The sequence below is a fragment of the Ruegeria aquimaris genome, assembly GCF_025751555.1.
Taxonomy (GTDB): domain Bacteria; phylum Pseudomonadota; class Alphaproteobacteria; order Rhodobacterales; family Rhodobacteraceae; genus Ruegeria_B; species Ruegeria_B aquimaris.
Map to the genome: position 1 here is coordinate 65,769 of NZ_JAOWLB010000010.1, position 14,436 is coordinate 80,204.

At 61.3% G+C, this 14,436-nt stretch carries 17 protein-coding genes and 1 tRNA gene; 8 read left to right on the forward strand and 10 right to left on the reverse strand.

The window, feature by feature from the left end; genetic code table 11:
* The first annotated feature begins 25 nt into the window (after positions 1-25).
* Positions 26-1,303, forward strand: a complete 1,278-nt coding sequence (locus tag OE747_RS14405) for an MFS transporter (RefSeq protein WP_263829271.1) — start codon at positions 26-28, stop codon at positions 1,301-1,303.
* On the opposite strand, the gene OE747_RS14410 is transcribed toward OE747_RS14405, so the two are convergent.
* The 6 genes from OE747_RS14410 to OE747_RS14430 all read right to left on the reverse strand — a co-directional run bounded on the left by OE747_RS14410 (position 1,215) and on the right by OE747_RS14430 (position 4,985).
* The gene (locus tag OE747_RS14410) at positions 1,215-2,438 is read right to left on the reverse strand and encodes a helix-turn-helix domain-containing protein (protein ID WP_263829272.1); all 1,224 of its coding nucleotides are present in this window, start codon (positions 2,436-2,438) and stop codon (positions 1,215-1,217) included. The genes OE747_RS14405 and OE747_RS14410 overlap by 89 nt on opposite strands.
* A 60-nt stretch (positions 2,439-2,498) precedes the next feature.
* The gene (locus OE747_RS14415) at positions 2,499-2,705 is read right to left on the reverse strand and encodes a hypothetical protein (RefSeq protein WP_263829273.1); all 207 of its coding nucleotides are present in this window, start codon (positions 2,703-2,705) and stop codon (positions 2,499-2,501) included.
* Positions 2,680-3,405, reverse strand: coding sequence for a calcium-binding protein (locus tag OE747_RS14420; RefSeq protein ID WP_263829274.1), 726 nt, complete (start codon positions 3,403-3,405; stop codon positions 2,680-2,682). The genes OE747_RS14415 and OE747_RS14420 overlap by 26 nt, the downstream gene beginning before the upstream one ends.
* Positions 3,339-3,629, reverse strand: a complete 291-nt coding sequence (locus OE747_RS24590; RefSeq protein WP_318527315.1) for a serine hydrolase domain-containing protein — start codon at positions 3,627-3,629, stop codon at positions 3,339-3,341. Before OE747_RS24590 ends, OE747_RS14420 begins: the two co-directional genes overlap by 67 nt.
* A 39-nt stretch (positions 3,630-3,668) precedes the next feature.
* A complete protein-coding gene (locus OE747_RS24595) occupies positions 3,669-4,340 on the reverse strand; it encodes a serine hydrolase domain-containing protein (RefSeq protein WP_318527316.1) in 672 nt (223 codons plus the stop codon).
* A 150-nt stretch (positions 4,341-4,490) separates the two neighbouring features.
* A complete protein-coding gene (locus OE747_RS14430; protein ID WP_263829275.1) occupies positions 4,491-4,985 on the reverse strand; it encodes an RrF2 family transcriptional regulator in 495 nt (164 codons plus the stop codon).
* A gap of 104 nt (positions 4,986-5,089) precedes the next feature.
* Here OE747_RS14430 and OE747_RS14435 point away from each other — a divergent pair, with 104 nt between their 5' ends.
* Positions 5,090-5,518, forward strand: coding sequence for a carboxymuconolactone decarboxylase family protein (locus OE747_RS14435; RefSeq protein WP_263829276.1), 429 nt, complete (start codon positions 5,090-5,092; stop codon positions 5,516-5,518).
* A 69-nt stretch (positions 5,519-5,587) separates the two neighbouring features.
* On the opposite strand, the gene OE747_RS14440 is transcribed toward OE747_RS14435, so the two are convergent.
* A tRNA-Leu gene (locus OE747_RS14440) sits at positions 5,588-5,672 on the reverse strand.
* 208 nt (positions 5,673-5,880) lie between these two features.
* Here OE747_RS14440 and OE747_RS14445 point away from each other — a divergent pair.
* Positions 5,881-6,390, forward strand: coding sequence for a Hint domain-containing protein (locus tag OE747_RS14445; protein ID WP_263829277.1), 510 nt, complete (start codon positions 5,881-5,883; stop codon positions 6,388-6,390).
* On the opposite strand, the gene OE747_RS14450 is transcribed toward OE747_RS14445, so the two are convergent.
* Positions 6,387-8,030, reverse strand: a complete 1,644-nt coding sequence (locus OE747_RS14450) for an NAD(P)H-hydrate dehydratase (protein ID WP_263829278.1) — start codon at positions 8,028-8,030, stop codon at positions 6,387-6,389. The genes OE747_RS14445 and OE747_RS14450 overlap by 4 nt on opposite strands.
* Positions 8,031-8,199: 169 nt before the next feature.
* Between OE747_RS14450 and OE747_RS14455 the strand changes: the two genes are divergently transcribed.
* Positions 8,200-8,538, forward strand: a complete 339-nt coding sequence (locus OE747_RS14455) for a P-II family nitrogen regulator (protein WP_164132641.1) — start codon at positions 8,200-8,202, stop codon at positions 8,536-8,538.
* A 32-nt stretch (positions 8,539-8,570) separates the two neighbouring features.
* A complete protein-coding gene (gene glnA, locus OE747_RS14460) occupies positions 8,571-9,977 on the forward strand; it encodes a type I glutamate--ammonia ligase (protein ID WP_263829279.1) in 1,407 nt (468 codons plus the stop codon).
* A 113-nt stretch (positions 9,978-10,090) separates the two neighbouring features.
* Here glnA and OE747_RS14465 read toward each other — a convergent pair whose 3' ends face one another.
* Positions 10,091-11,329, reverse strand: a complete 1,239-nt coding sequence (locus OE747_RS14465) for an adenylate/guanylate cyclase domain-containing protein (RefSeq protein ID WP_263829280.1) — start codon at positions 11,327-11,329, stop codon at positions 10,091-10,093.
* Positions 11,330-11,433: 104 nt separating this feature from the next.
* On the reverse strand, positions 11,434-11,697 hold the full coding sequence (locus tag OE747_RS14470; protein ID WP_263388135.1) for a DUF4242 domain-containing protein: 264 nt from the start codon (positions 11,695-11,697) through the stop codon (positions 11,434-11,436).
* A 204-nt stretch (positions 11,698-11,901) separates the two neighbouring features.
* On the opposite strand from OE747_RS14470, the gene OE747_RS14475 reads away from it, so the two are divergent.
* The 3 genes from OE747_RS14475 to OE747_RS14485 all read left to right on the forward strand — a co-directional run bounded on the left by OE747_RS14475 (position 11,902) and on the right by OE747_RS14485 (position 14,299).
* Positions 11,902-12,480, forward strand: coding sequence for a hypothetical protein (locus OE747_RS14475; RefSeq protein ID WP_263829281.1), 579 nt, complete (start codon positions 11,902-11,904; stop codon positions 12,478-12,480).
* Positions 12,481-12,641: 161 nt separating this feature from the next.
* Positions 12,642-13,478: an amino acid ABC transporter substrate-binding protein gene (locus OE747_RS14480; protein WP_263829282.1), complete on the forward strand. Its 837-nt coding sequence runs from the start codon at positions 12,642-12,644 to the stop codon at positions 13,476-13,478.
* A 29-nt stretch (positions 13,479-13,507) separates the two neighbouring features.
* A complete protein-coding gene (locus OE747_RS14485; RefSeq protein ID WP_404818322.1) occupies positions 13,508-14,299 on the forward strand; it encodes a lytic murein transglycosylase in 792 nt (263 codons plus the stop codon).
* Positions 14,300-14,436: the final 137 nt, after the last annotated feature.

A 14,436-nucleotide genomic window follows, 5' to 3' on the forward strand; every position in this document is an offset into this window, starting at 1 on the left:
CATGATGGGTTGAGAGAGGGCACTCATGTTCGACGTGCTGCGCCACCGTGCCTACCGGCATCTCTTTGCCGCGCAGGTGGTGGCGCTGACCGGAACCGGGCTCGCCACCGTGGCGCTGGGCCTCTTGGCCTATGATCTGGCAGGGCCGCGCGCCGGTCTGGTGCTGGGCATCGCGCTCACCATCAAGATGCTGGCCTATGTGTTTCTCTCGCCGCTCGCCGCCGCCCTGACCGAGGCGATGGACCGGCGCCGAGTGCTGGTCGCGCTGGACCTAGTGCGGGCGGCGGCGGCGGCCTGCCTGCCGCTGGTCACCGAGATCTGGCAGGTCTACCTGCTGATCTTCGTGCTACAGGCCGCCTCGGCCGGGTTCACCCCGGCCTTTCAGGCCACCATCCCCTCCCTGCTGCCCGAGGAAGAGGACTATACCAAGGCGCTGTCACTCAGCCGCCTGACCTATGATCTGGAAAGCCTCGTCAGCCCCACGCTGGCGGCGCTGCTGCTGGGGCTGGTCAGCTTCAACGCGCTGTTTCTGGGCACCGCGCTGGGTTTTGTCGGCTCGGCGCTGCTGGTAGTCTCGGTCGTTCTGCCCAAGCCCGGCACCAGCCGCAGCGGCGGGCTGGCGACGCGCAGCCTGCGGGGCCTGCGCCTCTATCTCTCGATCCCCCGGCTGCGCGGGCTTTTGGCGCTGAACCTTGCCGTGGCGATGCCCGGCGCCATGGTGCTGGTCAACACGGTGGTTCTGGTCAAGAGCGAACTGGGTGGTTCGGACCGGATGGTGGCGCTGGCGCTGGGGGCCTATGGCGGCGGTTCGATGCTGGCGGCCTTTGCCCTGCCCCGGCTGCTGGCGCGTCTGGGCGACCGGCCAATCATGCTGGCGGGCGGCGCGGCGATGGCGGTGACCGGGCTGGCGCTGGCGCTCTGGGTGGCTCTAACGGGTCTGAGCGCGCCGCCGCTGCTGCTGGCCTGGTTCGTGAGCGGCATCGGCTTTGCCTCGGCGCTGACACCCTCGGGCCGCCTGTTGCGCCGCTCGGCCGGATCCGAGGATCTGCCCGCGCTGTTTGCGGCGCAGTTCTCGCTCTCCCATGCCTGCTGGCTGCTGGCCTATCCACTGGCCGGCTGGCTGGCCACCGTCGTCCCGCCGCAGGGGGCGCTGACAGTGCTGGCGCTGCTGGGCGTGATCGGGTGTTTGATCGCGGCGCGGCTGTGGTCCGGGGCTAAGCCGGGCGATGGCGTTGGCGATACTGGATCGGCGTCATCTCGAACACCCGACGAAACGATTTGTAAAACGCCGATTTCGAATTGAACCCCACGGCAAAGGCCACATCCAGCACCGCCGTTTCCGAACCGCACAGCCGGATGGCCGCGTCGCGCACGCGCCATTCATTGACATAATCGAAGAAACACTGCCCCACCCTGTCGTTCAGCGCCTGTGAGACATGGTTGGTCGAGGCGCCCAGCCGGGTCGCCAGATCCCAGAGCGTCAGGTCCGGATCGCGATAGAGGTGTTCGACCTTCATCAGCAGGCGGATCTTGTCGCTCAAACGGTCCATCCTGCCATCGCTGAGCGCCGAGTTGCCGTATTTGCGCGGCGCGGGCGGCATCGGCTCGGGTGTGAACACGGACATCGGCGGCAACAGGCGCGGGGGCGGCATCAGGCCTGGTTTCTGCCGTAGACCCCAAAGGCCCAGCACCCAGATCAACAGGAACTGCGCCGCAGCCAGGACCGCCAGTTCCAGCCAGGGATTGACCGGGTGAAAGCCGATCTCGAGCACCTCCAGCAGCACCTCGACGATATTGACGCACCAGAATCCCAGCGACATAAGCGCCAGCCAGCGCAACCAGCGCATCTCGCGCCGCTCGGTGCTGGCGAAGAGGTCCTTTAGCGCGATGCGATAGTGCATCAGCCGCCGGATCACCATGACGCTGAAGACCGGCCCCATCAGGTGAAACAGCGCCGTGGCCAGATAGAAACCCAGAACAAGCCCCCGCTCGACCCAGCTCATCTCAGCAAAGGGAAGGATCAGGTTGTCAAAGGTCGATTGCGGCTGGCAAAAGGAAAACCCGGCAAACCCCACCGCCAGAGCCGCGGGCAGCAAGTGCCAGAGCTGGCGCCTGCGGAGGGTCGGACGCCCGGCGCCGGTCAGAAGGCAGACATAGAACCAAATCAGCGGCGGCTGCGCCAAGTTGACGGGTATATTGCCAAGCTCCATCAGCAAAAGAAGCCGCGGCCATTCCATCCCCGGATCGAGCCCGCGCAACATGTACCGCAACAGGCTGATGGCGTTCAGTACAAAGAACGCAACCAGCGGCCAGCGCACCGCCAGCCCCTTGCGCGACAGGCACAACGCATGGGTGCAGAACAGCGACAGAACAAGCATCGCCATGGTAAGCGCCACTTCGAAGGTCGCAATATCCGGAGCATTCACAGACGGGGCCATTGGAATCCTTGGCAGTGGCGGGCGGCGCGTCCATAGCCGCGCCGCCCGGTGTTAGCATGATCAGAACAGGAAGTCGGCCTCGGTCAGGACGGAAAACTCACCGGTCAGGGTGATCTCGGTCTGACCGAAGGCAACATGCGCAAAGCCGCTGGCAGGCGCGCTTATCGTGAGATCGGCAAAGCTGATGCCAGCGGCGGAAAGGCCCAGACGGTCGACCCCCGCCTGAAAGTCCAGGACATGGTCATGGCCGCTGCCCGAGCCAAACACAAAGACATCCGCCCCCCCTCAACATGTCATGCCCGGCGCCCCCCGCCAGCGTGTCATCGCCGCGCCCGCCGCTGAGATGATCGCTGCCAGCACCCCCCGATAGCTGGTCGTCGCCCCGTCCCCCATCGAGCAGGTCGGGTCCGGCGCCACCGTCCAGCCTGTCATCGCCATCCCGACCGCTCAACCGGTCATTGCCGGCGCCGCCACTGATCCGGTCATCGCCGTGACCGCCGAACAAGCTGTCATCGCCGCCCAGACCGATCAATCGGTTGTCGGCCCTGCCCGGACCAACCGACCCGGCATCGTCCCCAGCCGAAAGTCGCGTATTATATAGAATGTCGATCCGTTCGCCACCCGCATCGGCCACACGCAGCACCGATCCATCGGAGAAACTCAACCGCACCGCGTCGAACCCGGCCATGTCTCCGGCAAAGGACAGCGACACATCGCCCTTGGTCAGCACCGTTTCAACCGCACCCGTGGCCGAGATATCCTCGTAGAGGTCGATCTCGGCGGTCGCGCCTTCGATGATGAAACTGCCATCGTTGGGATCGAAGCTGGCCCAACGACCATCGCTAAAGATCTGCTCGAAAGCAGACAGCACCAGGGTCGGTGGCTCTACCCCCGAATGGGTTACCGCGACCGAAACGATGGTGCCGCTTTCCACATGCAGGATGGTGCCCAAATTGATGCCCAGCATGCCGCCGAAAAACCCCCGAAATGCTGGCCCTTGAGTTCGGAGGCGCCGAGCCCCAGCCCGTTGCCATCGCCGCTGGGCCGGTTGTCGGCATCGCGGTAATCCGTGATCAGCGCCAGCATCTCGGGCGAAAGAAGCGTCTCGGAGACCAGGAGCGCATCGAGAAACCGGATCATGTCGGCGGAGGTCGAAACCACCCCGCCCGAGCCGCCCAGATTGATCGGCACATTGGTGACCTCCAGAGGCGTGCCGTCCGGAAGGGTGGCTTAGGAGTGAAGGATATCGGCGGGCCGCTCCAACGCGCCTGGCAGGGTATCGTCCATGCCCAGCGGATCGAAAATGCGGGCTGTCAGCGCGTGCCCCATACTGTTGCCGGTGACCTGTTCGATCAGTTTCTCCAGCAGCAGAAAGTTGGTGTTGGAATATTCATAGCCCTGCCCCGGCGCAAATGCCGCCGGATGCCCGGCGGCAATGGCCAGCATCTCGTCGGGTCCCTGCGGCACATCCGGATTGGCAATGATATTCTCGATAAACACCGGCAGGCCACTATCGCCCATGACCGTGTCGAAATCGGGAATACCCGACCGGTTGGCCAGCAGATGCCGGATGGTGGCGGTTTCGAGATTGGCGATATCGGGCAGGCCAGACAGGTCAAGGTGATCGCTGAGCTTGTCGTCAAGCCCGATGCTGCCTTCCTGCACCAGTTGCAGCACCAGGACGGCGGTCATCATCTTGCTTTGCGAGCCGACCTCGAACCGATCATCGGCGCTGGCCGCCGGACCGCTGCCCAGTTCGGTCACGCCATGGGCCTTGGCAACGCTCGCCCCGGCGCGCCAAACCTCCATCAGCACCGCGGGCGCAGAGGAGTTGGCGGCGGCGAACTGGTCCAGCACCCGCTGCGGGGTCGCTTCAAGCGCGTTGATATCGAGATAAGACATGAAATGGATCCTTCTGGTTGGGGGAAATCAGTTCCCTGCCACCGGAACCAGACCCACCCCCTTCCTGTCGTCTCTCCCTATAGGGAAGGACAACGGAACCCGGGTTTCTTGCTCGAAACGCACTGTATCATCGAAAGAGGACAGCGCGCCTCACCGTTGTTTTTCTTCGATGAACCCAGCGACGGCGCGTAAGTTGCCGGACCCGATCTCGGCTCGGGCATCCGTCATAAGATCGGCCAGCGTCTGCCCCCGCAGTGATGCGCGCCAGGCCTGTTCGGCGGCCAGCATGCGACGTTTGATAAAACAGTCCTTGCGATAAGCGCAGGGGTCGTTGCTGGTCACATCGCCCTTTTGCCGGATCTCGCGGCAGACAAAGGCCGGGCCGGGGCCATCCACCGCCTCGACCACATCAAGCAGCGAGACCTGCTCCGGCGCGCGTGCCAGACGGAACCCGCCGCGCGGCCCCGGCACCGCCTCGGTGACCCCGGCGGCGGTCAATGCCCGCATATGTTTGAGCAGGTAGCTTTCCGAGACACCATGCAGAACCGCCAGGTCGCGGCCCGACAGGACCTTGCCCGCCGGAAGCTCGGCCAGTACCGCCGCGCAATGCAACGCCACCTCGACGCCGTCGCCCAATCTCCGCATGCCCTGCCTCCGCTCTGGCTCTGCCGATCCCGCTTGCCATGATCATTCGTGGATATAAAGTATCCACGATTCGCGCAACCACCTGCATGAAAGGACACCAAACCATGCGCTTCAACTTCACCAAGGAAATACCCCGGGTCTATGACGCCATGCTGTCGCTGGACGCCACCATCACGCAGGCCAATCCCGACAGGCGTCTGGTTCACCTGACCAAGATCCGGGTGTCGCAGATCAACGGCTGCGCCTATTGCGTCAACATGCATGTGAAAGAGGCGCAGCAGGACGGGCTGCCTGACATGCTGCTGCATCTGGTCGCGGTGTGGCCCGAAACAAGTGTCTTCACCGCCCGCGATCGGGCGGCGCTGGCCTGGGCCGAGACATTGACCCGGCTCGAAGGGTCCGAAGTGTCGGATGCCGATTATGCGGTGGCGCGCGCGGAGCTGTCGACACAGGAAGTGGCAGCGCTCACTGCCTCGGTCGCGATGATCAACCTGTGGAACCGTATGGCCACCGGTGCCCGCCTGCCGGCCTGAGGCATATCAGGCGACGTTGGCACAGGATCCGGGCGCCGCAGCAAGATACACAGTTTCAGAATTTGAGATTGGTGCGGGTGAAGGGACTTGAACCCCCACGCCTTGCGGCGCCAGAACCTAAATCTGGTGCGTCTACCAATTCCGCCACACCCGCAGTCACGGCCCGATGGAGCGGTACCGTGACGCGCTGAATAGCAAAGCTTTCAGCCAAGCGCGAGAGGCAATCTGCCCGCACATGACACGATACCGTAAAGTCACGCCTGCTCGAATTTATCTAAAATCGACAGCAATGCGCCGCGACATATACATGTTTTTGCCATATTCCTGTCCCAAAAAATATCGAGCAGACTGAGGGAACAAACATGAGCGCAAAGGCAGCCGCGCTTGCTGCGGGCAAAGCGTCGTACCCCAACCCGGAAATTGAGCCGGCGCCCGAAGCAGGTTTTCTGGCCGGTACTTCCCTGCTGACGCAGGATGGAGAGCTACCTGTCGAATTTGTGTCGCCGGGGGACCGGATCATCACCCGCGACCATGGCTTTGCCCCGCTGCATCACGTCACCCGCGCGCGCCAGACCGTGCGTGCAATCCGCTTTGCCGCCGGGTCGCTGGGCGATACGCGGCCCGATTGCGACCTGATCCTGCCCGCCGGACAAGCCGTTCTGATCCGCGACTGGCGGGCGCAGGCGCTGTTTGGCACCAAGCAGGCCATGGTGCGGGCCGATGCGCTGGTGGATGGAGAGTTCATCTGCGATCTGGGTCCGCGTGACATGCAGCTGTTCCAACTGCATTTCGACGCCGCTCATGTGCTCTATGCCGGCGGGCTGGAAGTGGCGGGCCAATGCCTGCCCGCCGCGGGCCGCCTCGCCGCTTAGACGCCCAGTTTCCGGAATACCGCCGGCAATTGCTCCGGCAGGTCCTCGGCGATCAGCCCGGGGCCGAATTCCAGCGCACATTCCACATGCAGCCAGGCGGCGGTCTCGGCCGCCTGCATGGGCGCAAAGCCGCGCGCCAGCAGCCCGGTGATGAAACCCGCCAGCACGTCGCCCGACCCGGCGGTGGCCAGCCAGGGCGCGGAGCGCTCGTAATGGGCCGAGTTGACCGAGCAGCACCCGTCGGGCGCCGCGATCACCGTATCTGCCCCCTTGAACAGCACCACACAGCCCGCGCGCTTTGCCGCTTCGCGGGTGGCGTCCACTTTGGAATAGGCCGGTCCCGTCATTGCGGGCGCGTTCAGCTTCGCGGCAATATCCGGGAACAGCCGCGCAAGCTCGCCGCCATGCGGGGTCAGAACGCAAGCCTCATGCAGTTGGGCAAACAGTTCGGCCGGATCCTCGGCAAAGGCAGTTAGCGCATCGGCATCCAGCACCGTTGCGCACCGCGCGGCCAGCGCCACCGGCACCAGATCGCGCGCCCGTTCGATGCCCATGCCCGGCCCCAGGCAAAGTGCATTCAGGCGGGTATCATCCAACACCGCCGCAAACCCTTCGGCGCCGTCGATCCGCGCCAGCATCAGCGCGGTGATCTGACAGGCAACCTCCTGCTGCGCGTTGGGTGGCACCCCCAGCGTCACCAGCCCCGCCCCGATCCGGAGCGCACCGCGCGCCGCCAACCGCGCCGCGCCGGTCCTGCCGGACCCACCGGAGAGGATAAGGGCGTGGCCGTGCGTGTATTTGTGGGACTCCGCCGCCTTGTCCAACAGCCTTGGTTGCGTCAGGCGCACAATTTCGCTGGCAAGCTCCCTTGCGGCAGCGCGACTTGATGGCAAGTCATCCAAGCCGATGCTCTTCACCACTGTTTTTCCGCAAAAAGCCGGTCCATCTGAAATTCGATGCCCAACTTTCTCGCGATGAAAACTCACAGACAGTTCAAATTCCAGCTTTCCACGCCCGATCTCATCTTGGGTATCAATGAGAGGCTTTCCGCTGTCGGCACATAATCCAGAAGGAAGATCAATTGCCACGCGACGCGCGTTGACCACCCCAGATGTGAGCACACCGATCTTCTCATGCAGCCAGATCTCGCTGCCGACCGGGCGAACCAACCCAGTGCCAAAAACCGCATCCACTATGAGATCGACCTCTCCAACCTCTCCGGTTTGCCAATTCCAGTTTTCTGGCTCAAACTCCGCAAAGGCCTGAACCTTCCCCGCCTCGCAACACCGTTCATAATTCGCCCGCGCATCCGGCGGCAGCTTATCGGGCGCCCCATAAAGGAATACCTCCACGGCCCAGCCGCGCGCGCGCAACAGCCGCGCCACCACGAACCCGTCACCGCCATTGTTGCCCGGCCCGCACAGGACCACCGCGCGCCATGCCCCTTCCTCTTGCTGCAAATATCCCGGGGGTGCGGGGGCTGGCCCCCGCTCTTCCGCCAGTTCCGGCCATTCCTCGAAAATCGCCTCGACCACGCCGCGGCCCGCGCGCTCCATCAACTCCAGCCCGGTTACCTCGCCCGAGGCAATGGCCGCTTGTTCTATTGCCCGCATCTGTGCTGCGGTGAGCAGTTCAGCCATGTTCCGATCACTCGCGATTCAATTTTGATGCTTTTTTGTGCGTCATGATGAAATTTTCACCTCATGCCCATTTTTGCCGCATCTGCACCGGCTGATTTCGGCAATCGCATTGTGACCTCAGCTTAGACGTGATCTGAGGCGGGCTGACAAGCTTGCAAGGAGCACCGCGATGAAGAAGATCGAAGCGATCATCAAACCGTTCAAGCTGGACGAGGTGAAAGAGGCGCTGCAAGACGTGGGCGTCCAGGGCCTCAGCGTGGTCGAGGTCAAGGGCTTTGGCCGTCAGAAAGGCCATACCGAGCTCTATCGCGGTGCCGAATATGTGGTCGATTTCCTGCCCAAGGTGAAACTCGAAGTGGTGCTGGACGACGATCAGGTCGACGCCGCCATCGAGGCCATCGTGGGCGCCGCCAAGACCGACAAGATCGGTGACGGCAAGATTTTTGTCTCGACCATCGAACAAGCCATCCGCATCCGTACCGGCGAGACCGGTTCGGACGCGCTTTGACCCGAACACACTCTAGCAGAGGACAACAGAGTATGAGCAAGGACGCAGTTCTTCAGCTGATCAAGGACGAGGGTGCCGAGTATGTCGACATCCGCTTTACCGACCCCCGGGGCAAACTTCAGCACGTGACCGTCGTGGCCGATCTGGTCGACGAGGATTTCCTGGAAGAAGGCTTCATGTTCGACGGCTCGTCGATTGCCGGCTGGAAGTCGATCGAAGCATCGGACATGAAACTGATGCCCGACACCGAGAGCGCCTATGTCGATCCGTTCTACGCGGAAAAGACCATCTGCATTCATTGCTCGGTGGTCGAGCCCGACACCGGCGAGGCCTACAACCGCGACCCACGCGGCACCGCCGCCAAGGCCGAGGCCTATCTCAAGGCATCGGGTATCGGCGATGTGGCCTATATGGGCCCCGAGGCCGAGTTCTTCCTGTTCGACGACGTGCGCTTCTCGAACACCATCAACAAGGTATCCTATGAAGTCGACGCAACCGACGCGTCCTGGAACACCGATACTGAATACGAGACCGGCAACATGGGTCACCGTCCCGGTCTCAAGGGCGGCTATTTCCCGGTCAATCCGACCGACGAAGCGCAGGATCTGCGTTCGGAAATGCTCTCGACCATGAAGCGCATGGGCATGAAGGTCGACAAGCACCACCACGAAGTGGCGTCCTGCCAGCACGAACTGGGCCTGATCTTCGGCACGCTGACCAAGCAGGCCGACGAGATCCAGAAATACAAATACGTGATCCACAACGTGGCCCACGCCTATGGCAAGTCGGCCACCTTCATGCCGAAGCCGATCTATGGCGACAACGGCTCGGGCATGCATGTCAACATGTCGATCTGGAAAGACGGCAAGCCGCTCTTTGCCGGCGACAAATATGCCGATCTGAGCCAGGAAGCGCTTTATTTCATCGGTGGCATTCTGAAGCACGCCAAGACGCTGAACGCGTTCACCAACCCGGGCACCAACAGCTACAAGCGTCTGATCCCCGGTTTCGAGGCCCCCGTTCTGCGCGCCTATTCGGCCCGCAACCGCTCGGGCTGCGTTCGTATCCCATGGACCGAGTCGCCGAAAGCCAAGCGCGTCGAGGCCCGCTTCCCCGATCCGTCGGCAAACCCCTATCTGGCCTTTGCCGCGCTGCTGATGGCCGGTCTTGACGGCATCAAGAACAAGATCGATCCGGGCGAGGCAATGGACAAGAACCTTTACGACCTGCCCGCCGAGGAACTGGCCGGCATCCCGACCGTCTGCGGCTCGCTGCGCGAAGCGCTGGAATGCCTGGCGGCAGACCACGACTTCCTGTTGCAGGGCGATGTGTTTACCAAGGACCAGATCGAAGGCTATATCGAGCTGAAGATGGAAGAGGTCCACAAGTACGAGCACACCCCGCACCCGGTGGAATTCGGCATGTACTACAGCTGCTGATCTCAGCCTGTATCTCAGATGGGGGGCGTCCTTCGGGGCGCCCTCTTTCTTTGATTGGTTCATAGTCCAGCGAATTCAGGGCTGGAATCGGCAATTGCTCAATCGTCAAGCACTTAAGGCAACTGAGTTGCTTCCGGGCTGTCTTCCAGCCTGAAAACCTCAATCGGCTCCCGTATTCCTTTCAGATGCAGGGAACCACGTGAAACCACCCGGAATTCATCTTCGACCGCGATAGCCGCTCTCGTGCTCAGAAGAATCTCTCCGTCTTCAGCCTCGTCGCAAAGTCTGGAACCGAGGTTTATCGCGGTCCCGGACGCGGTGTAATCAAACCGCCCTTCGGACCCGACCATTCCGACAGTGGCATACCCCATCGATACACCAACACCAAATCCCAGACGGTACCCCAGCCGTTTCCACTGCCGACCGAGGTCCGCCATCCTTTCGCGCATCGCAACGGCCAACCGCACGGCTTGGCCGGCCGGGTTATCGCAGGGTATCGGATCATTGAACAAAACCATGATCCCATCCCCCATCCGGTGATCGACGCCCGCCCCATGGGCATTGATCAGCTTGCCCATCTCCTCATGATAAGTCTGCAAGACCTCGATGGTCTCTTCGGGTTCGGCGGTTTCGCAAAATGCGGTAAATCCGCGAATATCGCAAAACAACACCCCCAGCAGGGCGCGGTGGCTGGACAGCATTCTGTCCGAACCTGAGGAGACAATGGCATTGGCCACCGCGGGTGGCAGAAACCGTTTGAGCCGCCCCATGCGTTCGATCTCGGCCACTTGCGTGTCGACCCGATCTTGCAGCGATTGGTTGAGTGTTTCCACCTCTTCGGTCTTGTCCTTCAGCGCACAAAACTGCCGGACATTCTCGACGGCGATCATTGCGTGGTCGGCAAACAACTGGATCAGCTCGATATCAGTGCCTGAAAAGGCCCCGGGAACGCGTCCGGCCAGGCTCAGAACGCCGTGACACCGATCACGCGCCAGTAAAGGGACGTGCAGCATACTTCTTGCCGCGCCGGTATCCTGACTTGTGGCGACATCCTCGGTATCGGGAATATGAACAACCGTTCTCGATACCGCCGCGCGCACCAGCGGGTTGGCAACGTCTTCCAATCGGGGCGGTTTCTGGAAATGCAACGCAACCAGCCATTCGTCTTCGCCCTGATAAGCGGTCAATTGCAGTTCCTGCCCGTCATCCGACAAAAGAAAAAGCCCTGCATGCAGGCTGTCACACAACCGGCGCGCATGGGCCAGGATCACATCGAATACCGGGAGGCTGTCTTCGCGAGAGCGGGTAATGACCTGAAGAATGTCACGCGATGCCGCCTCACGTTCCCGCATGGCTTGAAACGTTGGCAAATCGACTTTCGTTTCCGTGTCTGAATTCAACCTTGGACCCTTGGTCAGGAGATCAAATGAGATTCTTCAAGGCCAATCGTCAAAGACTATGGCGTCAGATCCATCGCCGTGACGATACCGCTATAGGGCAAGCCCGCCTGGTCGTTCAGGGCGCGCACGTCGTCGGCTGTCTCGGCCTCGAAAAGACACATGCAACGTCCGTCCTGCGGCGCAAACGTCGACCGGATATATCGGATTTCGGTTCCCGCCGCGCGCATTTCCGCCGCCTTCGAAATCGCGGCCTTCTGCGCCCCTGCCAGGTCTTCCATAGCGATCCCCTTGAGATCGCGCTCTACCATAAATACCGGCATCCGCCTCCCACTCCTCGGTTCCGTTGATGTCAAATCATACAACAAAGCCTTCGTCGGTAGAACGAGCAATTGAGCATCTTTTCTTTTCCACGAGGTTCCGGACGCCAAGTTGCCGCCGCTCAGCGCCGCCGATACATTCTGCGCAGGTCAGACAAGTTCAGCAAACTATGTTAGACTTAGGCTTCCGAACCAGGAGACAGCCCCATGATAACCAAACTTGCAGTTGCGCAAGTTCTCCGTGTTTCGACTGTTGTGCTATCCAGTGCAATCGCGGTCTTTGCGCCGGTCCGTTCGATTGCGCAATCCGCTGATTGCCAGGTTCAAGAACTTTTTCGACAACAAGAAGCTGTTGCCGTTTTTCGCAGACTTCACCTTGAGATCGGAACTCTGATGCAAGCGCAATCCGAAGCCATTCTAGAAGTTGACCACGATGTCGTGATCAGCAGCCTCGATGACGGTGGTTTTTTTGGGCCAACCGGGTTTCTCGGCAAGCGTATGGACAAAGGTCAAAGCGAGATAAAATCAATCCTGATCGCGGGCCGCCGATTAGGAATGGATGACGAAGCTGTGGCCCGGATGGACGAGATCGAAGCGAGCGCAGATGAAATCATCGCAGTCGGGCACGAGATGGTGACTTTGCTCGGAGATGGGCAAACCAAGCAGGCGACCACACTCTATGCGAGAAGCTCCGTGCCAGCCCAGGTTGCAGCGGTTGGAGCCGCCTATACCATGTCTTCTGGATTGGAGCGGAAAGCGAAGGTGATGTCACTCAAGTGCCGCTGATCCGCACCACGCTGTTTCCACGTCCGGAGCATTCTCCCAGCGGCGGGCAGGCACCAAGTAAGTTACCTACGCCTTTTGACCCGAGCAGAGTTCATATTCCCCTTTGAGCCAAGCCCCTGCCCGGCTAGTCTGAATGTGTATTACTGGCAAAGGACTATTTCATGCGGCTTCTTGCTTTGACACTGGCGATCACACTGACCGCCGGCACTGTTGCGGCCCAGACCATCGAGCGTATTCGCGACACCGGGAAAATCACCATAGGATTCCGCGTCGACGCCGCACCACTCTCCTTTGCCGATGCCGAAGGTCGACCTGCGGGGTATACACCTTTGCTCTGCGACAGGCTGGCGCAATCAATGGCCGACCGGCTGGACATGGCCGAATTGAAGGCGAGCTTTGTGCCGGTTACGACCACGGACAGGTTCGAACGGATCGCCAAGGGTGAAATCGACATTCTCTGCGGCGCGGCGACCGTGACGCTGGAGCGGCAGAAGATCGTCGATTTCTCGATCCCGGTCTATGTGGACGGGACTTCCGTTATCACGCGGCGCGGTGCGGGCACTCACCTGTCTGACCTTGCGGGCAAGACCATAGGCTTTCGCGCCGACACCACCACCGAACAGGCTGTCTTGAACTCGTTTCAGGCTGCCGAGCTAGAGGCCCGTTTCGAACGCTTCACCGATCACAAGGCCGGGTTCAAAGCGCTGAACGATGGTACACTCGACGCCTATTTCGCCGATCAATCGATCCTGATATATAACTATCTTGCGGGCAAGATGGCCGACCGCTTCCAGCTTATGGACGAGATCCTGACGCTTGAAAAACAAGCGCTTGCCCTGCCCCGAGGCGACAGCGATTTCCGTCTTCTGGTCGATACGCTGCTGTCTGAAATGTATGCCGACGGCACCATCGACCGCGTCTTTCGCGAAGCGCTGCCCGGTGTCCAACCGGGCGCTGCGCTAAAGGCGATGTTCCTGATCGCGCCCACGCTGCCCTGACATCTGACAGAACTGACATGGTACCCGACATGCGTCCACTCCTTCTGGCCCTGTTCCTGGCCCAATTTCCCTCTATCAGCGCCGCTCTGACCTGCGGCAACACCGCTACGGGGTTTAATGCCTGGAAGGCCGAGTTCGCGCAGTTGGCGCGGCGAAACGGCATCGGCAAAGCGGGTCTAAGCGCTCTGGAACAGGCCAGCTATGCAACGGCCACGATCCGTGCGGATCGCGGCCAGAAGAGCTTCAAGTACTCGCTGGAAAAGTTCATGCAGGTGCGTGGCGCCGAGACCATCGTCGCACAGGGCCGCAAGCGCAAGGCGCGCAATCCCGAGTTCTATGCCGCTCTCGAACGGCAATACGGCGTGCCAGCGGGCATCCTGATTGCACTGCACGGCATGGAAACCGCCTTTGGCAGCTTTATGGGCGACAGCCCCGTTGTAGCTGCGATCACCACCCTGGCCTATGATTGCCGCAGGTCTGATTTCTTTATCCCCCATGCCTTGGCCGCGCTGGAGCTGGTTGACCGCAAGGCGATCACCGCCAATACCAAAGGAGCCAAGCACGGCGAGCTGGGGCACACTCAGTTCCTTCCCGGAAACGCCCTGACCTATGGCGTCGACGCAACCGGAGATGGAAAGGTCGATTTTTACAACATGACCGACGCACTGGCCTCGACCGCCAACTTTCTGCGCCAGAAGGGCTGGAAACCGGGCCGCGGATACCAGCCCGGAGAACCCAATTTCGAAGTAATCAAGCAATGGAACGCGGCTTCGGTCTACCAGCAGGCGATCGCTATCATGGCGCGGAGAATCGACAGCTAATAGTTGCATCCAGTCAATCGAACGACGTCCGGGTGACAAACTCCTGCCACAATTGATGAGGTTTTTAGCTAAAATACTGGTTTCCAGTCCCGAACCAATTTGAACAGAAAAGGTGAATTGCCCTCCTATCATGCCTT